Origin of the sequence: Sphingomonas sp. EC-HK361 (genome assembly GCF_902498785.1) — a bacterium.
Classification (GTDB): Bacteria; Pseudomonadota; Alphaproteobacteria; order Sphingomonadales; family Sphingomonadaceae; genus Sphingomonas.
In genome coordinates this window covers 1,243,804-1,268,179 of sequence record NZ_LR701494.1, presented here as the reverse complement: position 1 = coordinate 1,268,179, position 24,376 = coordinate 1,243,804, and the positions used below count along the sequence as shown (strand labels likewise).

The following is a 24,376-nucleotide window of genomic DNA, read 5'->3' as shown; positions in this document are numbered from 1 at the left end:
GGGAGGATTTGCGTGTTTCAAATCCAGCTTCTGAGCCAGGTCCAGCGGTGAAAGGCGCCGGGATCGGGGAGCGCCCAGGCGGAGAGGATCGGCAGGAAATAGACGAAGAGCGCCGCCGAAAGCGCGACGATCGCCGCATCCCAATGCCGGGTCGCGCCGCGCCAGTGATCGAGCGCGACGGCGATGACGACGGGCAGGACGAGGCTCGGCAGATAATAATAGTAATAGAAGCCGAGCGATTTCGGGATCACCGCCCAGATCAGCCATGCGCACAGCCACAGTCCCGCCACCGCGATCAGCCGCGGCGCGCCCGTCTTCACCCAGCCCCACAGGCAGGCGAGAACCGCGGCGACGCCTGCCCACATCACCGCCGGATTGCCGATCAGCAATATACCGCGCATCGCGTCGTCAGCGGGCTCGTAGAGATACCAGATCGGGCGCAGCGGCAGCGGCCAGCCCCACCATGGCGACTGATAGGTGTGCGCCGGCAGCACCTGCGTCTGGCGCTGATACATCTCCCACTGAAAGGGCAGCAGGCGCGCGAGCGTCATCGGCTCGTCGGCGTAGAAGAAGGCGGGCGCGAAAGTGACGAAATAGACGGCGATTGACACGGCGCCGAGCAGCGCGATGCCCTCGATCATGCCGATATCGCGCCATCGCGCGCCATCCTCGCGCTTGGCCCAGACGAACGCCGCGGCGACGAAGGCGACATAGGGCGCGGCGGTCCATTTGCATGCCACCGCGAGCCCGAGCATCGCCGCGCCGCCGACCCACCAGCCGCGTCCGCGCGCACGCATCGCGTGTGCCAGCATCGCAAGCCCGGCGAGCGTGAACGCGGCCATATAGCCGTCGAGCATCGCGATCCGCGCCTGGACGAAGAGCGTGAAGTTGAGGACGACGAGGATGGCCGCGACCGCCGACGGCCGCAGCGCGCGGGTGAAGCTCCACGCGAGCGAGAATACCGACAGCACGACGACGACCGCGGCGAGCGTCGAGAAGACCCGCCAGCCATAGGGCGTGTCGCCGAACAGCCGGATGCCGAGCGCGATGAAGGCCTTGGCAAGCAGCGGATGCTCGATATTGGCCGGCCCGGCCAGCGCCAGCAGCGTGCGGGCCGCGGGAACGTAGTGGACTTCATCGAAGACGAGCTTGTGCGGCACCGATAGGCGGACGAGGAACAGTGCCTCCGCCACCAAGGCGATCAGGATCGCGACGGGCGCGGGGCGACGAAGCATCGGCAGCGGCATGCCTGCTTCTGCGAGGACCCTCAAGCGCGGTAACCGTGCGCGCGCATCGGACGGACCGGGGCTTGTAACGCGCGGTCGCAACCGGCACATGCGCAACCCATGAAACGCCGCACTGGACAGGACCCGTCGATCACCCAGAGCTGGCGCCCGGCGACGCGCGCGATCCGCGGCGGGACGGCGCGGTCGGAGTTCGGCGAGACGTCCGAGGCGATCTTTCTGACGTCGGGCTATGCCTATGACTGCGCGGGCGACGCCGCGGCGCGGTTCGCGGGCGAGCAGGTCGGCATGACCTATAGCCGCCTCCAGAACCCGACGGTCGAGATGCTGGAGCAGCGGATCGCGTTGCTGGAGGGCGCCGAGGCTTGCCGGACGATGGCATCGGGCATGGCGGCGATGACCGCGGTGCTGCTGTGCCAGCTGCAGACCGGCGATCATGTCGTCGCCGGGCGCGCGGCGTTCGGGTCGTGCCGCTGGCTCACGGATACGCTGCTCCCCAAATTCGGGATCGGCGTGACGATCGTCGATGCGCGCGATGCGCAGGCGTTCGAGGATGCAGCGCGGCCGGAGACGAAGGTGTTCTTCTTCGAGACCCCCGCCAACCCGACGATGGATATCGTCGACCTGAAGGCGGTGTGCGCGATCGCGCGCGAACGCGGGATCACGAGCGTCGTCGACAACGCCTTCGCGACGCCGGCGCTCCAGCGACCGATGGAGTTCGGCGCGGATGTGACCGCCTATTCCGCGACGAAGATGATGGACGGGCAGGGGCGCGTGCTCGCGGGCGCGGTGTGCGGGACGAAGGACTTCATCGACAACACGCTGCTGCCCTTCACCCGCAACACCGGGCCGACGCTCAGCGCGTTCAACGCGTGGGTCGTGCTCAAGGGGCTGGAGACGCTCGACCTGCGCATTCGCCGCCAGTCGGAGAACGCGCTCCAGGTTGGCCGTTTCCTCGAAGGCCGCGTGCCGCGCATCCTGCATCCGGGCCTTGCCAGCCACCCGCAGCACGCGCTCGCTATGGCGCAGATGGACGCGGCGGGCGCGATCTTCGCGGTCCATCTCGATGGCGGGCGCGAACAGGCGCATGGGCTGCTCGACGCGCTGGAGCTCATCGATATCTCGAACAACATCGGCGATTCGCGCTCGCTGATGACCCACCCCGCCTCGACCACGCATGCCGGCGTCAGCGAAGAGGTGCGGCGCGAGATGGGGATCGACGAGGGGATGCTGCGCATCAATGTTGGCCTGGAAGACCCGGCGGACGTGATCGCCGACCTCGATCAGGCGCTGGGGAAGGTCGGGCTGTGAAGGCGCTGTTCCCGCTCTCGGAGACGACGCGGGACGTGACGGTGCGCGTGTCGGTCAGCTACCTGCCCGAACAGTCCGAACCGGCGCGCGGGCGGTGGTTCTGGGCGTATCACGTCCGGATCGAGAATGACGGGGCCGAGGCGGTGCAGCTGCTCACCCGCCACTGGGTCATCACCGACGGCCGCGGCGCGCGCCATATGGTCGAGGGCGAGGGGGTGGTCGGCGAACAGCCGCTGATCGCGCCGGGTGCGAGCTATGATTACGTTTCGGGCTGCCCGCTCGCGACGCCGACCGGATCGATGCACGGCAGCTATCAGATGATCGCGCAGGATGGCGCGACCTTCGACGCGGTCATCCCCAAATTCGCGCTGCTGGCGCCGGCGGTGACGGGGTGAGGGGCGCGGGTCGCCCTCACCCTTCCGCGGCTTCGCCGCTCCCTCCCTCTCCCGCTGGGAGAGGGAAGGGGCCCGCCCGGCGCAGCCGGGTGGGAAGGGTGAGGGCGACACAATGAAGCGCACTCACCTTCCCCTGAACGGCTTGCGCGTGCTCGACGCGGCGGCGCGGCATCTGTCGTTCACGCGCGCGGCGGACGAGCTGGCCGTGACGCCCGCTGCGGTGGGCCAGCAGATCCGCGCGCTCGAGGACACGCTCGGCGTCGTCCTGTTCCGCCGGACGACGCGCGGGCTGGAGCTGACGCCCGAAGGCGAAGCCGGGCTGGAGGCGCTGCGCGCGGGCTTTCTCCAGTTCGAGGACGCGGTGCGCGCGATGCAGGCGGGGCAGTCGTCCAAGTCGCTGACGATCGCGGCGCCGCGCGACCTGACCGAGAAATGGCTCATGCCGCGCCTCGCCGAGATCGCGCGCGCGGATGGAGAGATGCGGTTCGCGCTGATCGTGGCGGACGAGGCGCTCGACTTCACCGAAGCCAATCTCGATCTCGCGGTGCGCTGGGGCGACGGGCCGGGCGAGCATGAGGGCGAATCGCTCGAATCGGACGGAATGGTCACGATCGCGCCCGCAGACCGCGACGCTGCGACGCTGATCGCATGGCCCGGCGCGACCCCGGGTGAGGGAACGCCGCTCGTGCGCGTCGGCGATGCCGGTCTCGCGATCGACGCGGTCGCGCAGGGGCTTGGCCGCGCGGTGGTGCCGGAACTGCTCGCCGCGCGCGATATCGCGGAAGGGCGGGTGCGGGTGGTCGGCGATCCCGCGCCATCACCACGCGGCTACTGGATCGTCGCGCCGCTTCCGCAATGGCGCCAGGCGAAGGTCAGGGCGCTCGTCGACGCCCTCACGCGGTAGGCGCGGCCGCGATGATCGGCGCGAACACAACGGTCGGGTTCGACAGCGCGCGGCTCCGCATGCGCACCCAGCGGATGGACGATGCGGAGGCGCTCCACGCCGCCTATCAGGACGAGGACCTGATGCGGTATTGGTCCAGCGCGCCGCATGCGACGCTCGGCGAGACGCGCGCCTATCTGACGCCGCACGCCGATGACGGCGACTGGCGGGGCTGGTCGATCACGCTGAAGGGGGACGACCGCGCGATCGGAACGGTTGCGGCGGTAACGCGACGATCGGGCGTGGCGGAGATCGGCTACCTGCTGGTGCGCGCCTATTGGGGGCATGGCTATGCGCGCGAAGCGGTCGCCGCGCTGATCGACACGCTGGTCGCGGAAGGGCACCGGCGCATCTACGGCGATGTCGATCCCGACAATGCCGCATCGATCCACCTGATGGAATCGCTCGGCTTTCAGCGCGAGGGGCTGCTGCGCGGCGAATGGGAAACGCATATCGGGGTGCGCGACAGCCTGATCTTCGGGCTGTTGCGCGACGAATGGGTCAATCGGCCGCCAGCGCGAGCGCCCGGTTCATCAGCGACGCGAAGGTGAGGACGGGGATGTCCGCGTCGGTCCGGTGCCAGTTGCCGACGACCGCGCGCCATACGCCAGATTTCGTGCGCACCAGATAATTGAGCGTGACGACGCCGGGCTCCGAACCGCCCTTGAACCCGACATAGGCGAAGCGCGCCGCAGTCGCAGCATCGGTGCCGGGATTGGCCGCGAGGATGGCGCGGGTGGCGGCGTCACCGCCCCGCAGCGCATCCAGCGCTCGCGCCATTTCGGCGGGACTTGCGAACCATTCGACCGTATCGGGCGCGATCGGCATTCCGCCGAACGCCGACGCGTCGAGCTTCGCGGTGGCGATCGCGTCCGCCTCGCGCTTCAGCATCGCGGCGCGCTGACGCGCATCCGCTTTCGCCCATTCCGCGGCGAGCGGCGGGTGCGCCTTCAGGTAGAACAGCTCGCGCGTGGTGAGCATCGGCAGGCTCGCGGGCGCAGCGCCCAGCGCTGTGGCCCGCGCGCCCACCGCATCGCGGCCAAGCGCGATCAGCAACGTATCGGCGGCGGTATTGTCGCTGATCGATATCATGAGCGTGGCGAGGCTCTGCAGCGTCATCGGCGTCGCGGCCGGCCAGCTCTGCGTGATGCCCGACGGCAGCGAAGGGGGCCCAAGCGGGATGACGTCGCTCCAGCGACGCTTGCCCGCCTTCACCTGCGCGGATGCTTCGGCAAGCACCCACAGCTTGAAGGCGGACCCGATCGGTGCAGATTCATCGCCGCGCCATTCGACCACGGGTTTCGGCGCGGCGCCGCCAAGCGTGTAGAGTCCGAACCCCGCCGCCCCCGGCAGCGCCCTGAAGTCGGCGACCAGCCCGTCGACGCTGTCGCCCGCAAGCGTCGTGCCGGTGACGAGCAGCCCGATGACGGCGTGCGGCTCGGCGGAATCGACCGCGATCCGGATCGCGGCGCTGCCGCGTTCGTAGGTCAGCGTCAGATCGGCGGCGAAGGGTGTGGTCGGGCGGATCGCGGTTGCCGTCTTGGGGGCGCCGAGCTGCGCCTTCAGTTGCGCGGCGACCGAATCGATCTGCGCGCGCGAAACCTGTGCCTTGAAGCCGGGCGCGAAATAGCCGTCGTAATCGCCGCCCCCGTCCATCACCGCGACAAGCCCGTCGATCGCGCGGGTCAGCGACGGGTCGGCCGCGGGCACCTGTGCCGACGCCGGCACGCCCGCGAGCAACGCCGCGATCGCAGCCAGCGCGAGCAACAGGCGCTGCATCAGCTCTTCAGCTTCCAGCCGCGCCTGAGCAGCGTGTAGCAGACGAGCGCGAGGACGATATCAGCACCGAGGATCGCGATGCTGCCCACCAGCACCGGCGAATCGGCGATGCCGAGAAACCCGTAGCGAAAGCCCGAGATGATGTAGAAAAACGGGTTCGCATGGCTGATCGCGCGGAAGGCGGGGGCGAGCTTGTCGACAGAATAGAAGGTGCCCGAGAGCAGCGTCAGCGGCGCGACGACGAAATTGGTGACCGCGGCGGCATGATCGAACTTCTCCGCCCAGATCGAGGTCAGCACGCCGATCAGCGCGAGGAAGACCGAGCCGAGCAATCCGAACCAGAGGATCGCCCCCAGATGCGCGGGCGTCACATGGACGCCGGGCCAGATCGCCATCGCCAGCCACACCGCGCCGCCGACGCAGAACGCTCGCGTCACTGCGCCGCCGACAAGCGCCGCGAGCAGCTCGGCCGTGGAGAGAGGGGGCATCAGGTAATCGACGATCGTGCCCTGGATCTTGCCGACCAGCAGCGAGAAGCTGGCATTGGCGAACGCGTTGTTGAGCATCCCCATCACGATCAGCCCGGGGGCCACGAAATCGGCGAACGCGACGGCCTGACCGCCGACATGCACCGCGCTGCGTGCGCCGAGCGCGACGGTGAAGATGACCAGATACATCAGCGTCGTGATCGCCGGCGCCCACACCGTCTGGAGCTGGACCTTGAAGAAACGCCGCACCTCCTTCACATAGAGGGCACGAAGGCCGCCCCAATTGACGTTCCGGATCACCGGAACGCCCGGGTCGGACCGGATTGCCGAATGGATTTCGCCGATTGGGGGCTGGCTGCTCATGGCATGAGCGGGTAATCGCTGCCGATGCCCCCCGCAAGGCGGCGCGTGAGAGATTGGATCAGGAATGTCGTGGACCGACGAGCGGATCGATACGCTCAAGACGATGTGGGAAAAGGGCCAGACCGCCTCGCAGATCGCCGAGGCGCTCGGCGGGGTGAGCCGTAACGCGGTGATCGGCAAGGCGCACCGCCTTGGCCTGCAGTCGCGCCCCTCGCCCGTCACCCCCAAGGATACGGAAAAAGCCGCGCCGGTCGCGAAAGTTGCCAAGCCGGTGGCGGAAAAGCCTGCGGCACCCGCCGCGCCGGCGCGCGTTACGGCGCCGGTCGCCAAGCCCATACCGGTCGCCCCGCCCGCCGCGAAGGCGCCGCTGCCGCGCCCCGAGCCGCGCGCCGCGGTTCCGGCCGCCCCTGCGCCTCCTGCTTCCGCTGCGGACGGCATGCCGCCGGTCAAGCAGCAGCCGATCCTGCGCTCGATCGGGCCGGGCGGGTTCCTGCGCCAGTCGCCGGGCGAACAGCAGCCGCCGAGCACGCCCGCGCCGCCGCGGCGTCTGGTCCCTGCCAAGCCGTCGCCGGAGATGGCGGACAAGACTTCGCTGCTCGATCTCAACGACCGGATCTGCAAGTGGCCGCTCGGCCACCCCGGCGAGCCCGATTTCCATTTCTGCGGCGAAAAGGTGAATCCGGGCTTCCCGTACTGCGTCGATCATTGCGGCCATGCCTATCAGGCGCAGCTGCCGCGGCGGGACCGGCGCGCGCCGCCGATCCCCTTTGGTGGCCCGCGGGCGCGCTGATTTTGCGTAATTGCGCTCCGTTTCGGGGTTAATCCGGGCGGGGAATCGACAGAAAACGGCGTGAATCACGCAGGTTCGCGCCGTTTTTCGTGCGCGCGGTGGAACGGTCGCCGGGCTTAGCCTGCGCGGCGAAGGAGTTCCGCCATGCTGCCCCGCCTGCCGCACGATCGACGCGGCACTGCCGTCATCGAATTCGCGCTGCTGTTCCCGCTGCTCGCGCTCGTCCTTCTGGGGATGCTCGGCTACGGCCAGTATTTCCTGCTCGCCCACAGCGCGCAGCAACTCGCAAACGACGCCGCACGCGCGACGGTCGCGGGGCTTTCGGACGCGGAACGCCAGACGCTGGCGAGGGCGAGCGTGACGCGCGAGCTGACCGCGCTGCCCGAATTCGGTCGCTATGCGGTCGTCACCGACGTGACCGAGGCCGCGCAGCTCGTGACGGTGCGCGTGCGGATCGATGCGAGCACGATGCCGCTGATGCGCATGACATGGCTGCCGATGCCGCCGTCAACGATCGATCGCCGCGCGGTGATGCGGCCGGGCGGGGAGGGATGAGCATGCGCCATCTGCTGCGCGATAGGCGTGCGGGTGTCGGCATCATGGTCGCTGCCGGGCTGCCGCTGCTCCTCGGCTGCACCGCCTTTGCGGTCGATATCGGATCGATCCAGCTCGAAACGCGGCGGTTGCAGGGGATCGCCGATGCCGCCGCGCTCTCCGCCGCTGCCGATCCGGGGCAAGCCGATCAAGGTGCGCGCGCGGTCGTCGCGGCGGCTGCCTGGCCGCGCGCGGTGCAGGTCGCGACGACGGCGGGCAGTTACAGCGGCAGCCTGTCGATCGCACCCGCGGCCCGGTTCACCCCAGTCGCCAGTGGCGGCGATGCGGCGCGGGTCACGCTGACCAGTGCGTCGCCGACATTTTTCGCCAGCATCTTCGGCGTCCGCAACGTCACGATCGTGCGCACCGCGACCGCGGCGCGCGAGCGGGCGGCGAGCTTCTCGGTCGGCTCGCGGCTCGCCGCGCTCGACGGGGGGCTGCTCAACGGCATGCTGTCGGGGCTGACCGGCAGCACCGTCTCGCTGTCGGTCATGGATTACAACGCGCTCGCCGGAGCGGACGTGGACCTGTTCGGCTTCCTCGATGCGCTGCGCACGACCGCGCATGTCGAGGCGGGAAGCTATGACGATCTGCTCGCGACCAACGTCACGACTGCGCAGGCCCTGGCGGCGGTTGCGGCACAGCTCGACAGCACCAACAACGCCTCCGCGGCGGCGGCGATCCGCAAGCTCGCGAACGGCCTCACGGGCCAACAGCTGTCGCTCGGCAAGCTCATCGACGCCGGACCGCTCGGCGGACGAGCATCGGGCGGCGGGGGAATCGCCAATATCGACGCGATGGCGCTCGTCACCGCGCTGCTGGAGGGGGCATCGCCGACGCGGCAGCTGTCGCTCGATATCGGCGCGTCGATCCCGGGCCTTGCTTCGACCAGCGTAAAACTCGCGATCGGCGAGCGGCCGAACCAGAGCCCCTGGATCGCGATCACCAATCTCGGCACGCCGATCGTCCGGACCGCGCAGACGCGCCTTTATATCGAGACGAAGGTCGCGCCGGCGCTCGGGCTCGTCGGGCTCGATCTGCCGATCTTCATCGAGCTGGCGGGCGCCGAGGCGCGGCTGAGCGCGATCGATTGCGGCGCCCCGCGCGGCGTGACCGTTGAGGCGCGGCCTGATCCGGGCACGGCGGCGATCGCCGCGATCGACGAAGCGAAGCTTGACGATTTCAAGACACCGATGCCGCTGTCGCGCGCGCGTCTGGCGCGTCTGCTGCTGGTGGATGTAACCGCGAAGAGCGTCATCGATCTGGGTAGCGCGGCGACGTGGCAGCCCTTGCGCTTCTCGCAGGACCAGATCGATGCGCGCGCGGTGCAGACGGTATCCGGCGACCGGCTCACTGCCAGTCTCACCCAGTCGCTGCTGACCGATATCGATATCCGCGTCGGCGGGCTGTCGATCGGCCCGCTCGTCAGCACCGTGGGCAGCGTGCTCTCGCTCGTCGCCCCCGCGCTCGATCAGGTCATCGGCCTGGCGACAGGGGCGCTGGGCGTCCATGTCGGCCAAGCCGATGTGCGGGTCACGGGGCTGCGCTGTGGCACCCCCGTGCTCGTTGCCTGATCAGAACCGGAACGCCGCGGTCGCACGGATCGAATGCCAGCCGAAACGCTGGTCGCTGCGTGCGAAGTCGGTGCCCGTCGTGTTGGGTGCCAGAATGAACGGGTTCGTCGCCGGAGCCGAGCCGGCCGTCGCGCGCACGCGGAAATCGTCGTCGTCATAGCGGTGGTAGAGATATTCCATGCCGATCGAGAAGTTGCTCCCCAGCTTCTGCTCGATGCCGCCGCCGGCCTGGATGCCCCATTGGTTGCGCTTGCCGCGCAGGCCGAAGGCATTCGCGGTGTTGGTCGTCGCGAAATCATGGTTGATCCGCGCATAGCCGACGCCGCCGGTCGCGTAGAACAGCGTGGAATCGCCCGCGACATAGCCCGCACGCCCGCGCGCGCCGGCTTCCCAGTCGAGCGAGCGCGTCATCGTGTAGCTGGCGGGGGTCGTCGAAAAGGCGCTGACGCTGTCGGTGATGTCCGACTTGCCGAACTCGCCGACGACGCCGACGACGAACTTGCCCATCTGCTTGTCGGCGCCGATGCGGCCGTAATAGGCCCAGCCGTCCTTGTCGTTGCGGCATCCGGCCGCAGGCGCATTGCCGCGCGCAGCGCCGTTGCAGAAGCCCGGCGAAAAGGCGTTGGCGCCCGCCGCGGTCGTCACGGTATCGCCGAAATTGCCGTCGAGATTGCGGTCGAACAGGATGCCCGATCCGACATCGTTCGGCTGGACGTCATAGCCACCGGCCGCGCCGACATAGATGCCGGTGAACGGTTCGTCGGTGGTCATATCCTGCGCAAAGGCTGGGGTTGAAAGCGCAAAAAGGGTCGCACCGGCAAGGCCGGCATACAGGGTCGTTCGCATATTCGTCTCCCGGTTGAATTGCGCGCTAGGAACGCCTGCAACGACCGGTTGGATGCAACGTGGATCAATCAAGCCCGGAAACGTTGCATTTCGGTAACAGGCAAGTCGCTGTAAATCGCAGGTTCAGGCGCGCCGGCGCGGCGGCTGGCAACACCCTGAACGCTCGTCTATGGTTTGTCTTATGTCTTCCGACCTGTTTGCGTCATCCGCCCGGACCCTTTCCGATTACGACGCGTCCTCGATCGAGGTTCTGGAGGGGCTGGAGCCCGTCCGCCGCCGCCCCGGCATGTATGTCGGCGGCACCGACGAACGCGCGCTGCACCACCTCGCCGCCGAGGTGCTCGACAATGCGATGGACGAGGCGGTGGCGGGGCACGCGACACGGATCGAGATCACGCTCGATCTCGGCAACCGGCTTACCATCGTCGATAATGGCCGCGGGATGCCGGTCGATCCGCATCCGAAGTTTCCCGACAAGTCGGCGCTGGAGGTCATCCTCTCGATGCTGCATTCGGGCGGCAAGTTCGCGGGCAAGGCCTATGCGACCAGCGGCGGGCTGCACGGCGTCGGCGTCTCGGTCGTCAATGCGCTGTCGTCGGACACCGTCGTCGAGGTCGCACGCAACAAGACGCTCTACCGCCAGCGCTTCTCGAAGGGGCTGACGCTCGGCCCGCTCGAACATCTGGGGGGGACGCCGAACCGGCGCGGGACCTCGGTGGCGTTCACGCCCGACGAGGAGATTTTCGGCCCCGAACTGCATTTCAAGCCGGCGCGGCTCTACAAGCTCGCGCGATCGAAGGCGTATCTGTTCGCCGGCGTCGAGATCCGCTGGAAATGCGCGCCCGAACTGATCGCGGACGATACCCCGGCCGAGGCGATGTTCCAGTTTCCCGGCGGCCTCGCCGATCATCTGAAGGAGCAGATCGGCGCCCGCGAATGCGCGACCGCGGATTTCTTTTCGGGCACGCAGGACTTTCCAGGCGAGCAGGGCCGTGTCGAATGGGCGGTCGCGTGGCCGCTGTGGAGCGACGGCAGCTATAGCTGGTACTGCAACACGATCCCGACGCCCGATGGCGGCACCCACGAACAGGGCCTGCGCACCGCGCTCGTCCGGGGCCTGCGCGCGTTCGGCGATCTCGTCGGCAACAAAAAGGCGAAGGACCTCACCGCCGACGACGTGATGACGGGCAGCGAACTGATGCTCAGTGTCTTCATCCGCGAGCCGCAATTCCAGAGCCAGACCAAGGATCGCCTCACCAGCCCCGAGGCCGCGGGACTCGTCGAAAAGGCGGTGCGCGATCATTTCGATCACTTCCTCAGCCACAATATGGAGCGCGGGAAGGCGCTGCTCGGCTATGTGCTCGAGCGGATGGACGATCGCCTGCGCCGGAAGCAGGAACGCGAGGTCAAGCGCAAGACCGCGACCAGCGCACGCAAGCTGCGGCTGCCGGGCAAGCTGACCGACTGCGCATCGGACGATCCGGCGGGCACCGAACTCTTCATCGTCGAGGGCGACTCGGCCGGTGGCTCCGCCAAGCAGGCGCGCGACCGCAAGACCCAGGCGATCCTGCCCATTCGCGGCAAGATCCTGAACGTCGCGTCGGCGACCAGCGCCAAGATCCTCGCCAATCAGGAAATCGCCGATCTGATCCAGGCGCTTGGCTGCGGGACGCGCAAGGACTGCCAGCCCGATAGCTTACGCTACGAACGCATCGTCATCATGACAGACGCGGACGTGGACGGCGCGCACATCGCGACGCTGCTGATGACCTTCTTCTTCCAGGAAATGCCCGAGCTGGTGCGGCGCGGGCACCTTTATCTCGCCCAGCCGCCGCTGTACCGGCTGACGGCGGGGGCGAAGTCGCTCTACGCGATGGACGAGGTGGAGCGCGCGAAAATCGAGCAGGGCGTATTCAAGGGCAAGAAGGTCGAGGTCGGCCGCTTCAAGGGGCTGGGCGAGATGAACCCGCAACAGCTGCGCGAAACGACGATGGACCCGAAGACGCGGTCGATGATCCGCATCACCCTGCCGCAGGAATATGAGGAGCGCGCGGTGGTGAAGGACCTGGTCGACCGGCTGATGGGCGCGAACCCGGCGCACCGGTTTGCCTTCATTCAGGAAAATGCAGCGCGGATGGATGAAGAGGCGATCGATGCGTGATGGTGCCTTAGCCGCTTCGGAGCGAGCGCTCGCACCATCGATCGAAGGCACGCGGGAGTGGGACCTGGTCAGTCCCACGCCCCTGGGCTTAGCGGTAGCGCCAGCCATTGTGCCAGCGGTAGCGGTGCTGCCAATAGCGACGGCCATCCCACCAGCCATAGCCACGATAGAAGCCGCCCGCGCGGTTCACCACGCAGTGACCACGCGGTCCGCGATGAAACCCGACGCCACAACCCTGGCGGGCATCCGCGACGGAAGCCGACCCGACGGTCGTACCCATCGCCACCGCCAACAACAGAAGCTTTTTCATGATCGCTCCTTTACACGGCCGACCCGCAGGGTGCGGCGACCATGTCTAAAAAGCGCCTGACCCCGACTGGTTCCGATTGGAAAATCTAACAATTTTGTCATCTTCTGCACGAGACTGGGTCGTGGCGGTCATTCATTCCCGCCGATGAAGTCTCCCAGCCCGCCGAGCACCGATCCCTCGCCGCGGTTCCCCCCACGACCGCCCGCCGCCGCCAGCATCCGTCCCGCCAACCGCGCGAAGGGTAGCGACTGCACCCACACCTTGCCCGGCCCGCGCAGGCGCGCAAAGAAGGCGCCTTCACCGCCGGTGAACATCGTCTTGATCCCGCCGACCGCGACCAGATCGAAATCGACCCCGGGCGTATAGGCGGCGAGGCAGCCGGTATCGACGTGAAGCTCCTCGCCCGCCCGCAACTCGCGCTCGATGACGGTGCCGCCCATCTGGACGAAGACCCAGCCGTCGCCATCAAGTTTCTGCATGATGAAACCTTCGCCGCCGAACAGCCCGGTCATCACCTTGCGCTGGAAGGCGATGCCGATCTGAACGCCCTTCGCCGCGGCGAGGAAGCTGTCCTTCTGGCAAATCAGCGTCCCGCCCACATCCGCCAGCCGGATCGGCAGGATCGCGCCGGGCGTCGGCGAGGCGAAGGCGACGCGCGCCTTGCCGCTGCCCTGATGGGTGAAGACGGTGGTGAACAAGCTCTCCCCCGTCACCAGCCGCTTGCCCGCGCCGAGCAGCTTGCCCATGAAGCCACCGCCCTGATCGGCGGAGCCGTCGCCGAAGACGGTCGCCATCCCGACGCTCGCATCCTTCCACACCAGCGCGCCCGCTTCCGCGACCGCGCTTTCGCCGGGATCGAGCTCGATCTCGAGAAACTGAAGTTCCTGCCCCTTGATCTCGAAATCGATGTCGTCGGCGATCCCGGCGCGGCGGCTGTGGGTCCACGGGCTTGGCGGATGCATCGGCGAATCCTGTGCAAAAGCGCGATACCGACCGCAGTATTGGTCCTGTGTCACGCGCGTCAATCGGCGGCATCGTGCCCTTTTCCTTACGCGCTTTATCTCCACGATCGGCGGCGATAGGCTGAGTGTGAATGATCCGGGGAGACGGCGAATGATCGGACTTCTCATGCTGCTGGCGCAGGTAGGCTCGCCCGCGGTCACTGAAAAGCCGATCGTCGTGACGGCGCGGCGGCTGGATGACACGCGGCGAGCGCTCGATGCGTGTCTGGCGCGTAAATGCCCGCCATCGGAAGACATCGACACGTCCCTGGCGCATGCAGAGAATCAGTTCCTGGCGGGCGATTACGAAGCGGCGCGGACGACGCTTCTCGCCTCGAGACGCCGCAATGCGCGGTTCGCGAAGACGCTGCCGGTTCCCGTTTCCGATCTGTCACGGGCCAATGCGCGCATGGCGGCCCTGGTCGGCATGCCGGATGTCGCGCGGGTCAACACGATCGAGGCGCTGGACGCATTGAAGGCAGGGCTGCCTTCCAACGATGCCCGCGTTCTCTCGCAGAGGCTGGAAATAGGCGACGTCTTCGCCAGGCAAGGTCGCCTGACCGCGGCAACGGACATGTATGACGATGTGGCCAAGCGCGCACGGGACGCGGGACAGCCCTTGATCCAGGGCTATGCGATGCTGCGCAAGGCCGTGTTGTACGGGGCAATGGCGAGTATCGATTCCGCCTACAGGCAGGCAGCGCAACGGGCGATCCGCGCCATCGAGAACGCGGATGGAACGGGGCTGGAGCCGTTCAAGGACGGCGTGAAGCTGCTGAAGGCGCGCCTTGCCGTTTTCGATGGGGACACGAAGGCCATCGATGCGGCCCTTGCTTCGATGCAGAAGGTTTCCACGAAAGCCCCGATCCTCGTCTTTGCGCCGCCGATCGCTGCCGACGAGCGCGGCCGTATCGATGGAACGAAAATGAGCAGTCTGCAGATCCGCGGCAGCGACAATGCGCAGTGGGCCGATGTCAGCTTCTGGGTGGCGCCGGATGGGACGGTGCGCGACATCGACGTGATGCGCCAGTCGGACACGCTGGATCCGACATGGCTGGAGCGCGCCACGAAGGCGCTTGCGGGACGGCGATATCAGCCGATGGCCATGGCGCCGGGTTCGCCGGGCCTGCTGCGGGTCGAGCGTTATTCCTACGTATGGGACCGCGCTTCGGAGACCGGCACGCGCATCGCCACGCGGGTGAGCACAGGCCATGTCGAAATACTCGATCTCACCGTCGCCCCCGAACAGCCACCAGGCACGCCGTCCAAAGGTTGACGCTGGCCTTACCGCATCGGTATTGACGGGCGCGGGCGGTCCTGCGGGGCCGCCCTTCGTCATTCCCGTCCAGGAGTACGTCCCCGTGTCGATCACCTCTCTCATGCCCGTCTATCCTCGGTGCGGGGTGCGGCCGGTGCGAGGGGAGGGGGCGTATCTGATCGGGGAGCAGGGCGAGCGCTATCTCGATTTCGCGAGCGGTATCGCGGTCAATTGCCTTGGCCACGGCCACCCGAAGCTGGTGAAGGCGATCGCGGATCAGGCGGCGACGCTGATGCATGTCAGCAACCTCTACGGGTCGCCGCAGGGCGAGAAATTCGCGCAGCGTCTCGTCGATGCGACCTTTGCCGACACGGTGTTCTTCACCAATTCGGGCGCTGAGGCGGTGGAGTGCGCGATCAAGACGGCGCGGCGCTATCACTTCGCAAACGGCAGTCCGGAGCGCAATACGCTCATCACCTTTTCGATGGCGTTTCACGGCCGCACGATCGGTACGATCTCGGCAACCAACCAGGACAAGCTGCGCGACGGGTTCGAGCCGCTGCTGCCGGGTTTCCGATATGCCGAATTCAACGATCTGGACGGCGCGCTCGCGCTGATCGACGAGAATACGGCGGGGTTCCTTGTCGAGCCGATCCAGGGCGAGGGCGGCATTCGTCCGGCGACGCCTGAGTTTCTCAAGGGCCTGCGCAAGGCGTGCGACGAGCATGGCCTGCTGCTGGTGCTGGACGAGGTGCAGGCGGGCTATGGCCGCACCGGCAAGTTCTTCGCGCACGAGCTGTATGGCATCACGCCCGACATCATGGCGGCAGCGAAGGGCATCGGCGGCGGCTTTCCGCTCGGCGCGTGCCTCGCGACCGAGAAGGCGGCCAAGGGCATGGTCATCGGCACCCACGGATCGACCTATGGCGGCAACCCGCTGGCGATGGCGGCGGGCGAGGCGGTGCTCGACGTGATCCTGGAGGACGGCTTCCTCGATAATGTCGCCAAGATGGGCGATCGGCTGCGGCAGGCGCTGGAGCAGATGATCCCGAACCACGATCACCTGTTCGATTCGGTGCGCGGGCACGGGCTGATGCTTGGCCTGAAGCTGAAGAGCGACAGCCGCCGCTTCGTGGCGCATGCGCGCGACAATCACGGTCTGCTGCTGGTCGCGGCGGGCGAGAATGTCGTGCGCATCCTGCCGCCCTTGACGATCGACGAGAGCCATATCGCGGAGTGCGTCGAGCGGTTGAGCGAGGCGGCGCGGGTGTATGTCGCGGCGAGCGATGAGTAATGGAAGGCTGAGTTCCTCCCCGGAACGGGGAGGGGGACCATTTGCCCCTTCGGCAAATGGTGGAGGGGCGGCCGCGCTTGCGGCCGTTTCGCCAAGCCACAAGCGTCCACCGCCCTGCGGGCGGCCCCTCCACCACCGGCTGAAGAAGCCGGCGGTCCCCCTCCCCGTGCCGGGGAGGAATTAAGTGCGCCATTTCCTGAATCTGTCGGATGCCGGGCCGGACGGGGTCGCCGCGATGCTCGCCGATGCGCTCGATCGCAAGGCCGCGCGCGCGGGTTGGCGGAAGGGACGCCCCGACACCGATGCGCCGCTCGCGGGCCACGTCCTCGCGATGATCTTCGAAAAGAATTCGACCCGTACTCGGGTCAGCTTCGACATGGCGATCCGCCAGCTCGGCGGCACGTCGATCGTCATGGAGGCCGGGCAGATGCAACTCGGCCGCGGCGAGAGCGTCGCCGATACCGCGCGCGTTCTCTCTGCTTACGTCGACGCGATCATGATCCGCACCGACGATCATGCCAAGGTCGAGGCGATGGCGCACTATGCGAGCGTTCCCGTCATCAACGGCCTGACCGATGCGTCGCATCCGTGCCAGATCATGGCCGACCTGCTGACCATCCTCGAAAGCGGCAAGGCGCTGCCCGGCCTCAAGGTCGCGTGGCTCGGCGATGGCAACAACGTTCTCGCGTCGATCGTCGAGGCGGCGTCGCTTATGCAGTTCGATGTCGTGGCCGCCTGCCCGCAGGGGTTTCAGCCGGAGGAGGACGCGATCGTCCGGGCGTCCGGCCGGGCGCGCATCGTCGCCGATCCGCGCGAGGCCGTGGAAGGCGCAGACATCGTCATTACCGACACCTGGATCTCGATGGGGCAGGCGCACGCCGACACGAAACTGACGGCGATGATGCCCTATCAGGTCGATGAGGCGCTGATGGCCAAAGCGAAGCCGGACGCGAAGTTCCTCCACTGCCTGCCAGCCCACCGCGGCGAGGAGGTGACGGACGCGGTCATCGACGGGCCGCAGTCGCTGATCTGGGCGGAGGCGGAAAATCGGCTTCACGCGCAGAAATCGATCCTGCGCTGGTGCTTCGGGCAGATCGGTTGATCGGACGCCTGCGCGTTCCCAGATATCGACCGACAGAATCCCGTTTGTCCTTCGCTTCTCGAGGGGTTGTCCTTTTCTCTTCCGGAGAAAGGCAGGGCTTCGACAGGCTCAGCCCGAACGGTGGACATGCATAGCACTACGAACAACGACATCGACCGAACGCTCGGCTTCACGATTCCCGATCGGCATGCGCGCGGGCGCATCGCGCGGTTGGGGCCGGTGCTCGATACGATCCTGGCGGCACACGCCTATCCGCCGGCGATCGAGGCCTTGCTCGCGGAGGCGCTGACCCTCGGTGCGCTCATCGGGGCGGCGCTGAAGGACCCCGGCGGCCAGCTGACACTCCAGACGCAGAGCGACGGCGGGGTCGTCCGGCTGCTGGTCGTCGATTACAAGGGCGGCGAGCTGCGCGGCTATGTCCAGTATGACGCCGACGCGCTCGCCGCCGCGCCGCGCGATCCGACGCTCTTCGCGCTCTTCGGCACGGGCTACCTCGCGATCACCTTCGACCTGCAGGCGACGAGCGAGCGCTATCAGGGGATCGTGCCGCTGGACGGCGATACGCTGGCGCAGGCAGCGGAGAGTTATTTCCTTCAGTCCGAGCAGATCCCGACGCTGATCCGCGTCGGGTTCGCGAAGGACGAGGACGGCCACTGCGTCGCGGGCGGGTTGCTCCTCCAGCACCTGCCCGAAGGCGAGGACGGGCGCGAGCGGCTGCACGTGAAGCTCGACCATCCGGAATGGGAGCACGTCGCGGCGCTCGGCAGCACGATGGGCAGCGACGAGCTCGCCGATCCGAAGCTGCCGCTCGAAACGCTGATCTGGCGACTGTTCAACGAGGAGAGCGAGGTTCGCGTCCTTGGCGGCACGCCGCTGTCGCGCGGGTGCCGCTGCACGCCCGATCATATCGCGTCGGTGCTGAGCAAATTCCCGGTCGAGGAGCAGCGCGAGATGGCCGACGCGGACGGCTTCATCCGCGTCGACTGCGCCTTTTGCGCGCAGGTTTTCCCGGTGGCGGTGCGCGAGGCGGCGGGGTAGCCGGCGACGCCGTTAAGCCGGCCTTAACGCTGCCAACCCTATGACGATCGCGTGCTTTTCATTGGGCACGCTTTCTCCCTAGCTAGCCCGATCGGGCATACTGGGCCGCCCGCAAGGGTGGCCCCTTTCTTTGGCACCGCTTGCGCGGCGGAAACGAAGCGCCTAGCGCGCTCCGCATCATGACAGATCAGCAGCCTTTGGCGGTCGCCCTGGTATCGGGTGGCCTGGATTCGATGATTGCCGCGGCGCGCGCGCGCGAGGAGGGTTATCGCCTGCTCGCGCTGTCGATCGACTATAACCAGCGCCACCGGCTGGAGCTGGCCGCGGCGCGGCGGATCGCGGCGTCGCTGGGCGCGGAACGGCATATCGTGCTGCCGATGGACCTGTCGGCGTTCGGCGGGTCGGCGCTGACCGACGACATCGCAGTGCCGAAGACGGGTGTGGGCGAGGGGATTCCCGTCACCTATGTGCCGGCGCGCAACACGATCTTTCTCAGTCTCGCGCTCGGCTGGGCGGAGGCGGCGGGGGCGCGCGACCTGTATATCGGGGTGAACGCGCTCGATTATTCGGGCTATCCCGATTGCCGACCGGAGTTCATCGCGGCGTTTGAGGGGCTGGCGGAGCTCGCAACCAAGGCCGGGGTCGAAGGCGAACCCTTCCGCATCCGCGCGCCGCTACAGGATATGACGAAGGCAGATATCGTGCGCGAAGGCACGCGGCTGGGGCTCGATCTGGGGATGAGCTGGTCGTGCTACGACCCCGCGGCCGGCGGGCTGCACTGCGGGCTGTGCGACAGCTGCCGGTTGCGTGCGAAGGGCTTCGCGGACGCCGGGATCGCCGATCCGACCGTCTACGCGACGCAGCCCTGATGACCTATGCCGTCAAGGAAATGTTCCTGACGTTGCAGGGGGAGGGCGTGCATGCCGGTCGGCGGGCGGTGTTCGTGCGCTTTGCCGGATGCAATCTGTGGTCGGGCCGCGAGCAGGACCGCGCGGGCGCGATCTGCAAGTTCTGTGACACGGAATTCGTGGGGACGGACGGCGACGGCGGCGGCAAGTTCGTCGACGCCGCGGGTCTGGTCACGCGGGCAACCGATTTCTGGGGCGCGGGCGAGGCTGATCGGTTCGTGGTGCTGACCGGGGGTGAGCCGATGCTCCAGATCGACGACGCGCTCGTCGATGCGCTTCACGATGCAGGTTTCACGATCGCGATCGAAAGCAACGGGACGCTGGCGGTTCACCCCGGCATCGACTGGGTGTGCATCAGCCCCAAGGCGGGCAGCGAGACGGTGCAGCGATCGGGCGATGAGTTGAAGCTGGTGTGGCCGCAACCGGGCAGCGACGTCGCGGCGATGGAGGCGTGGGACTTCGCCAATTTCCTGATCCAGCCGCTCGACGATCCGGCGGCGGATGCCAATCGCGATGCGGCGATGGCGCTGGTGATGGCACGGCCGAAATGGCGGCTGTCGCTACAGACGCACAAGATGCTGGGGTTGCGGTAAGGCGCCGCGCGGCAGGCGGCAACGCCCGCCTGACTCGCGCCAGCCCGGCCGGCGGGCAGAGCCCGTCCGACGACGCAGGCTTTGCCTGCGGCGGGCCACTCCCAAACACCTAATCGCTTACGCGAGACTGGATCCCCGCCCGCGCGGGGATACGGACACTTTTCTCGGGCGCTTCCTCCGCCCCCTTATCGCTGCGCGTAGCTCGTCCCGGTTGCCGGCGGAAAGTTGATCGGGCCGCACTTCTTCGTCACCCACTCGCCTTTCTTGGACCAGCAGATCGCATCGAGACGCGGGAGCGAGGTGGACATCGTGCTGTCGAAGCGGGGGAAACGCTGTTCGCCCCAGGGGACGAGGCTGTTGCGCAGTTCCTTGGTGCGCGCGAGCGCAAGGCCGCCGAGGCCACCGCGCGGGGTGAACACCGCGTCGCGGCCGATCTCGTTCGCGGTCTGGCAGAAATTATACTGCGCGCTGACCGTCGCATAGGTCGAATAGGCGCGCGTGCCGAACTGGTCGAGCGCGGTCTGCCCGGCCTTCACCGTCGTGTTGCTGCGCTTGAAATAGTTCGAGAGCGTGTCGAACGACTGTTTCAGCTCCGCCTTGTGATCGGTCAGGATCGCATTGTAGTTCGCGACCACGCCCAGCGTCGGCTCGAACTGGCATTGCAGCGCCGCCACGTTCAGCGCGGCGCGCAGGTTCCAGGTGAGTGCGGCGCGAAGCTCCTCGGGTGTCGCGCCCGGCAGGACCTGGCCGACCCCCGCCTCGCTGCCGGTGACCGCCACGTCGGAGAAATCCTTGCTCTTCATGAAGAACTGCGCCTCCGCGGGCAGGCTTGCGAACAGGACGGCGCCGGCGGCACCAGCGAGCAAATGACGACCAACGCGACGCGACACGGATACTTCCCCTGAAAACTCCCGGAACATCAGCGATTCTAGGCGGTTTCGCCGCGCTGCCAAAGGGTTTTTTACCATGATCGGTCGAGACGTGGCGACGGTCGTGGACAGGGCGCAATCGTTACGCGACCGTTCCCTGCTCCGCCTATGAGCAAAACGAAAAAGGCCGCCCGGTCGCCCGGACGGCCTTTTGATGTCCCAACGGACACATCACGAACCGGCGGGCAAGCCGCCGGCCCAGCGCGATTACATCGCGTTGGTGGTCGTGGTGGTCGTGGTGTTGGTGGTCATCATGTCGCCATTGCCCATGGTGTCGTTGGCCATCATGCCGTCGTTCATGGCGCCGTCGACGGCGGTCATGTTGTCCGACATGGTGTCCATGCCTTCGGTGGCGTTCATGTCGGTGACCATCGTGTTCTCGGTCGTGGTCGTCTCGGTCTTCGAGCCACAGGCCGAAACAGCGAGAGCCGCAGCGGCCAGAGCCGAACCGGTCAGGGCCTTGGAAATGATTGCACGCATTGAATGCTCCCTAGAAAATGGATTTGGACGCCTGCCTGGCCTTAATACCCAAACCGTGGTGGACATTAGTCGCTACGCAGCCGTCTCTCAAGCCCGGATTTCACGGCCTAAAGTCAGGCTTTCGACAAATACATCGCGGGTCAACGCAAGGGCGGCGTCAAAGGTTTCCTGGCTGACGTTTTTTCCCAGTTTTTCGGCGCTCGTTACGGGGTAGTCGGCGATTCCGCACGGCACGATTCCGCCGAAATGCGACAGGTCGGGGGCAAGATTCACCGAAAAGCCGTGGAAGGTGATCCAGCGGCGGACGCGCACGCCGATCGCGCCGATCTTGGCTTCGGTGCCGCCGTCCATCGTCCAGATGCCGATGCGTCCTTCGGCCCGGAACGCCGCGATGCCGATCTCCCCCAGCGCGGCGATGATCCAGCCCTCGACGGCGTGGACGAAGGCGCGCACGTCGCGGCCGCGCTTCGTCAGATCGAGCACGAGATAGCCGACGCGCTGGCCGGGGCCGTGGTAGGTATAGCGTCCGCCGCGTCCCGCCGCGACGACCGGGAAGCGGGGGTCGACGAGCTCGGCAGGGTCGGCGCTCGTGCCCGCGGTATAGACCGGTGGGTGTTCCAGCAGCCAGATCAGCTCGCGCCCATCTCCTGCGCCGACCGCCGCGGCGCGCGCCTCCATCTCGGCCAGCGCCGCGGCATAGTCGGTCAGCCCGGCGCTGACCCGCCATTCGATATCGTCCGCGTCCTGCACACCCGCCAGATGTGCGTTCGCGGACCCGCTGGCAAGCGCTGGCGGGATCGTCTAGGCAACGCTCTACTCAGGGCGCGACGAGACGGGGAGCCGAGCGGAACATGGTCAGGATCGGAACGGTGTGGGACCGCACGACCGAGGTCATCGGCGGACGGGGCAACATGCTGGCGGGGATCGCCGCGACGGGGATTTTCCTGCCGTCGATCGTCCAGGCGGCGTTCCGCGATTTCGCGCTGCCGGCGGCGCAGCTCGTCGGGCTGCTGGCCGCGATCGTCATGCTGTGGGCGCAGCTCGCCATCGTCGCGGCGTCGAGCGATCCATCGACCACCGGCGGCAGCGCGCAGCGGATCGCGACCGCGCGCTTCCTGCCGGCGATGGGCGTGGTCATCATCGTCGTCATCGTCGCCGCAATCCTTTCGCTGCCCGGTATCACGCTGCTTATCGCGTCCGGCTTCGATTTCGCGGCGGCGCAGGCGGGGCGCACGCAAGGGGCGATCGATGCCGGCAAGGCAGCCGGGTCGGGGCTGTATTTCTTCGTCTTCGCGCTGTTCATGCTGTGGCTCGGCGCGCGGCTGATCGTGCTGTATCCGGTGATCGTCAACGAGCGGCTGGGACTAGGCGCGATCGCGCGCAGCTTCCGCCTGACCCGCGGGCTGACGTGGAAGGTCATCGGCGTGCTGATCCTCTACGCGATCGTCTTCCTCGTTGCGCTGATGGCCGCGACGTCGATCGTCGGGCTGGTGTTCCGGCTGATCCTGGGCAGCGACAGCGTGGCGCTCGTCACCTTCCTGGCGGGGATCGCGGGTGCGATCGTGACGACGATCTTCTCGGTCCTGCAGGCGGTCTTCACGGCGCAGCTCTACCTCGCCGCGCGCGGACCGGATGCAGCACCCGTGGGGGCTGCGCTTCCCGAATGACGATCACGCTCGGGCGCCTGTTGGGCGATGCCTTCGCCATCGCGCGGCGCGAGGCGGACATCGTGCTGCGCGTCGCAGGTGTCCTCCTGTTCCTGCCCGCCTTCGCACTGCAACTGCTGGTGCCCGGGCCGCCCCCCTTGCCCGCGGCACGCGATCAGGCGGCGCTTTCGGGCTGGATCGATGCGGTGGGCTTGTGGGCGCAGAGCAACGCGATCTGGTATATCGTCGTCGATGCGATCGGCCTGCTCGGCGTCGCGACGATCATCCTGCTGCTCGTCGATCCCGGCCGTCCGGATGTGCGCGGCGCGTTGGCGCGCGGACTTCGGCTGCTGCCGCGCTGGGCGCTCGCTTCGGTGCTCGCGGGGATTCCGGTCGGGCTTGGGCTGTGGCTCTTCATCCTGCCCGGACTTTACATGCAGGCGCGGCTCGTCGCGGCGGGACCGGTGCTCTTCGCCGAGCAGCCGGTGAGCGCGACGGGCGCGCTCGGCCGCAGCTGGCGGATGACGGGCAAGGGCGCGTTCGGCCTGTTTTCCGCGGTGACGACGCTGATGCTGGCGAGCTGGCTCGTCACCAATCCGCTCTATGTCGCCGACACCTATCTGCGTGCGCCGGAGCACGCGAATCCGTTCATCATCGCTCTGGTCGATGCGCTCATCGCAGCGGCGCAGGCGGCTTATGAAGTCGCGCTGGCGCTCGTCGCGATCGTGGCCTGGCGGCGGCTGTCGAGGCAGGGGATTTGAGGCGCGGCGTCTGGGGGGAGCAAGCCCGACAGCCGCGGATCGACGAACGTCTCCACCGTGCGAGAGGTCGCGGTGAAGCCCTGCGCGCGGTAGAAGTTGAGCGCGGATGGGTGGTCGAGCGTGCAGGTGTTGACCACGACGCGCGTCACCCCGCCGCGCCACGCGCGGGTCAGCGCTTCCGCCATCAGCCAGCGGCCATGGCCCTGTCCGGCAAGCTCGGGGATGAGGCCGAAATAGGCGAGCGTGCATTCCCCGGACGTGCCCAGGTCGAGCTCGAGCATCCCGACCTCGATCCCCGCCGGATCGGCAACCACGTAGATTTCTGTTGTGGACGCGTGGATGATGGCGAGCAGCGCCTCCTCGCTCAGCGCAAGCCTAGAAAACCACAGCCAGGGCGCGCCGATCCGCGTGAACAGCGCGCGGTATCGCGCCGCGCTCGGTCGATCCCAGCGCACCAGACGCAGCGGGGATGCGGGGGTGGGGCGCAGCGGCGGTCGCTGGCGCATCTCGAGCGTCGTGACGACCGTCGCGATCCTGTCATCGGCAACAGCGGTCAGCGCCACCGGCG

General features: G+C 67.6%; 26 protein-coding genes. 16 read left to right on the top strand and 10 right to left on the bottom strand.

All coding sequences use genetic code 11. The annotated features are described in order from the left end of the window. Window positions 1-17: 17 nt before the first annotated feature. Window positions 18-1,271, bottom strand: coding sequence for a phospholipid carrier-dependent glycosyltransferase (locus tag BOS5A_RS13470; RefSeq protein WP_234419331.1), 1,254 nt, complete (start codon window positions 1,269-1,271; stop codon window positions 18-20). A 75-nt stretch (window positions 1,272-1,346) separates the two neighbouring features. Here BOS5A_RS13470 and BOS5A_RS13465 point away from each other — a divergent pair, with 75 nt between their 5' ends. From BOS5A_RS13465 to BOS5A_RS13450, 4 genes are all read left to right on the top strand, one after another. After that, window positions 1,347-2,555 carry a trans-sulfuration enzyme family protein gene (locus BOS5A_RS13465; protein WP_151955586.1) on the top strand — a complete coding sequence of 403 codons (1,209 nt, stop codon included), beginning with the start codon at window positions 1,347-1,349 and terminating at the stop codon, window positions 2,553-2,555. Beyond that, the gene (apaG, locus tag BOS5A_RS13460; RefSeq protein ID WP_151955585.1) at window positions 2,552-2,950 is read left to right on the top strand and encodes a Co2+/Mg2+ efflux protein ApaG; all 399 of its coding nucleotides are present in this window, start codon (window positions 2,552-2,554) and stop codon (window positions 2,948-2,950) included. Before BOS5A_RS13465 ends, apaG begins: the two co-directional genes overlap by 4 nt. Window positions 2,951-3,062: 112 nt before the next feature. Further along, a complete protein-coding gene (locus BOS5A_RS13455) occupies window positions 3,063-3,854 on the top strand; it encodes a LysR family transcriptional regulator (protein ID WP_151955584.1) in 792 nt (263 codons plus the stop codon). Window positions 3,855-3,865: 11 nt separating this feature from the next. After that, window positions 3,866-4,444: a GNAT family N-acetyltransferase gene (locus tag BOS5A_RS13450; RefSeq protein ID WP_151955583.1), complete on the top strand. Its 579-nt coding sequence runs from the start codon at window positions 3,866-3,868 to the stop codon at window positions 4,442-4,444. On the opposite strand, the gene BOS5A_RS13445 is transcribed toward BOS5A_RS13450, so the two are convergent. Both BOS5A_RS13445 and BOS5A_RS13440 read right to left on the bottom strand, forming a co-directional pair. After that, the gene (locus tag BOS5A_RS13445) at window positions 4,395-5,672 is read right to left on the bottom strand and encodes a serine hydrolase (protein WP_151955582.1); all 1,278 of its coding nucleotides are present in this window, start codon (window positions 5,670-5,672) and stop codon (window positions 4,395-4,397) included. The two genes, BOS5A_RS13450 and BOS5A_RS13445, sit on opposite strands and share 50 nt — an antisense overlap. Then, window positions 5,672-6,523 carry an ABC transporter permease gene (locus tag BOS5A_RS13440; protein ID WP_151955581.1) on the bottom strand — a complete coding sequence of 284 codons (852 nt, stop codon included), beginning with the start codon at window positions 6,521-6,523 and terminating at the stop codon, window positions 5,672-5,674. Before BOS5A_RS13440 ends, BOS5A_RS13445 begins: the two co-directional genes overlap by 1 nt. 64 nt (window positions 6,524-6,587) lie before the next feature. On the opposite strand from BOS5A_RS13440, the gene BOS5A_RS13435 reads away from it, so the two are divergent. The 3 genes from BOS5A_RS13435 (at window position 6,588) to BOS5A_RS13425 (ending at window position 9,481) form a co-directional block, all read left to right on the top strand. Beyond that, on the top strand, window positions 6,588-7,313 hold the full coding sequence (locus BOS5A_RS13435; RefSeq protein ID WP_151955580.1) for a GcrA family cell cycle regulator: 726 nt from the start codon (window positions 6,588-6,590) through the stop codon (window positions 7,311-7,313). Between the two features lie 144 nt (window positions 7,314-7,457). Continuing rightward, window positions 7,458-7,868 carry a TadE/TadG family type IV pilus assembly protein gene (locus BOS5A_RS13430; RefSeq protein ID WP_151955579.1) on the top strand — a complete coding sequence of 137 codons (411 nt, stop codon included), beginning with the start codon at window positions 7,458-7,460 and terminating at the stop codon, window positions 7,866-7,868. Window positions 7,869-7,870: 2 nt separating this feature from the next. Next, window positions 7,871-9,481, top strand: a complete 1,611-nt coding sequence (locus BOS5A_RS13425; protein WP_199857372.1) for a pilus assembly protein TadG-related protein — start codon at window positions 7,871-7,873, stop codon at window positions 9,479-9,481. Here the strand turns inward: BOS5A_RS13425 and BOS5A_RS13420 are convergent, their stop codons facing one another. Next, entirely contained in the window at window positions 9,482-10,327 is an 846-nt protein-coding gene (locus tag BOS5A_RS13420) for an outer membrane protein (protein WP_151955577.1), read from the bottom strand. It abuts the gene before it with no gap. Window positions 10,328-10,508: 181 nt separating this feature from the next. On the opposite strand from BOS5A_RS13420, the gene parE reads away from it, so the two are divergent. Next, entirely contained in the window at window positions 10,509-12,488 is a 1,980-nt protein-coding gene (gene parE, locus BOS5A_RS13415) for a DNA topoisomerase IV subunit B (RefSeq protein WP_151955576.1), read from the top strand. Between the two features lie 88 nt (window positions 12,489-12,576). Here parE and BOS5A_RS13410 read toward each other — a convergent pair whose 3' ends face one another. Both BOS5A_RS13410 and BOS5A_RS13405 read right to left on the bottom strand, forming a co-directional pair. Further along, the gene (locus BOS5A_RS13410; protein WP_151955575.1) at window positions 12,577-12,798 is read right to left on the bottom strand and encodes a GCG_CRPN prefix-to-repeats domain-containing protein; all 222 of its coding nucleotides are present in this window, start codon (window positions 12,796-12,798) and stop codon (window positions 12,577-12,579) included. A gap of 128 nt (window positions 12,799-12,926) precedes the next feature. After that, entirely contained in the window at window positions 12,927-13,760 is an 834-nt protein-coding gene (locus BOS5A_RS13405) for a TIGR00266 family protein (RefSeq protein ID WP_151955574.1), read from the bottom strand. A gap of 151 nt (window positions 13,761-13,911) precedes the next feature. Between BOS5A_RS13405 and BOS5A_RS13400 the strand changes: the two genes are divergently transcribed. The 6 genes from BOS5A_RS13400 to queE all read left to right on the top strand — a co-directional run bounded on the left by BOS5A_RS13400 (window position 13,912) and on the right by queE (window position 19,992). Beyond that, the gene (locus BOS5A_RS13400) at window positions 13,912-15,075 is read left to right on the top strand and encodes a hypothetical protein (RefSeq protein ID WP_151955573.1); all 1,164 of its coding nucleotides are present in this window, start codon (window positions 13,912-13,914) and stop codon (window positions 15,073-15,075) included. 85 nt (window positions 15,076-15,160) lie between these two features. Further along, window positions 15,161-16,351 (top strand): aspartate aminotransferase family protein, encoded by a 1,191-nt coding sequence (locus BOS5A_RS13395; protein ID WP_151955572.1) that lies wholly within the window; start codon window positions 15,161-15,163, stop codon window positions 16,349-16,351. 184 nt (window positions 16,352-16,535) lie between these two features. Next, on the top strand, window positions 16,536-17,453 hold the full coding sequence (argF, locus tag BOS5A_RS13390) for an ornithine carbamoyltransferase (RefSeq protein WP_151955571.1): 918 nt from the start codon (window positions 16,536-16,538) through the stop codon (window positions 17,451-17,453). A gap of 126 nt (window positions 17,454-17,579) precedes the next feature. Further along, window positions 17,580-18,491: an Hsp33 family molecular chaperone HslO gene (gene hslO, locus BOS5A_RS13385; protein WP_151955570.1), complete on the top strand. Its 912-nt coding sequence runs from the start codon at window positions 17,580-17,582 to the stop codon at window positions 18,489-18,491. A gap of 179 nt (window positions 18,492-18,670) precedes the next feature. After that, window positions 18,671-19,360, top strand: a complete 690-nt coding sequence (gene queC / locus BOS5A_RS13380; RefSeq protein ID WP_151955569.1) for a 7-cyano-7-deazaguanine synthase QueC — start codon at window positions 18,671-18,673, stop codon at window positions 19,358-19,360. Continuing rightward, entirely contained in the window at window positions 19,360-19,992 is a 633-nt protein-coding gene (queE, locus tag BOS5A_RS13375; protein WP_151955568.1) for a 7-carboxy-7-deazaguanine synthase, read from the top strand. The genes queC and queE overlap by 1 nt, the downstream gene beginning before the upstream one ends. 185 nt (window positions 19,993-20,177) lie before the next feature. On the opposite strand, the gene BOS5A_RS13370 is transcribed toward queE, so the two are convergent. The 3 genes from BOS5A_RS13370 to lipB form a co-directional block, all read right to left on the bottom strand. Next, window positions 20,178-20,882, bottom strand: a complete 705-nt coding sequence (locus BOS5A_RS13370) for a hypothetical protein (protein ID WP_325058546.1) — start codon at window positions 20,880-20,882, stop codon at window positions 20,178-20,180. Between the two features lie 246 nt (window positions 20,883-21,128). After that, on the bottom strand, window positions 21,129-21,401 hold the full coding sequence (locus tag BOS5A_RS13365) for a hypothetical protein (protein WP_151955567.1): 273 nt from the start codon (window positions 21,399-21,401) through the stop codon (window positions 21,129-21,131). An 87-nt stretch (window positions 21,402-21,488) separates the two neighbouring features. Continuing rightward, window positions 21,489-22,151 (bottom strand): lipoyl(octanoyl) transferase LipB, encoded by a 663-nt coding sequence (lipB, locus tag BOS5A_RS13360; protein WP_151955566.1) that lies wholly within the window; start codon window positions 22,149-22,151, stop codon window positions 21,489-21,491. Between the two features lie 101 nt (window positions 22,152-22,252). Between lipB and BOS5A_RS13355 the strand changes: the two genes are divergently transcribed. Together BOS5A_RS13355 and BOS5A_RS13350 are read left to right on the top strand one after the other, a co-directional pair. After that, on the top strand, window positions 22,253-23,068 hold the full coding sequence (locus BOS5A_RS13355) for a glycerophosphoryl diester phosphodiesterase membrane domain-containing protein (RefSeq protein WP_151955565.1): 816 nt from the start codon (window positions 22,253-22,255) through the stop codon (window positions 23,066-23,068). Beyond that, window positions 23,065-23,808 carry a hypothetical protein gene (locus tag BOS5A_RS13350; RefSeq protein WP_151955564.1) on the top strand — a complete coding sequence of 248 codons (744 nt, stop codon included), beginning with the start codon at window positions 23,065-23,067 and terminating at the stop codon, window positions 23,806-23,808. The genes BOS5A_RS13355 and BOS5A_RS13350 overlap by 4 nt, the downstream gene beginning before the upstream one ends. Here the strand turns inward: BOS5A_RS13350 and BOS5A_RS13345 are convergent. Next, entirely contained in the window at window positions 23,742-24,371 is a 630-nt protein-coding gene (locus tag BOS5A_RS13345; protein WP_199857371.1) for a GNAT family N-acetyltransferase, read from the bottom strand. The genes BOS5A_RS13350 and BOS5A_RS13345 overlap by 67 nt on opposite strands. Window positions 24,372-24,376 lie beyond the last annotated feature (5 nt).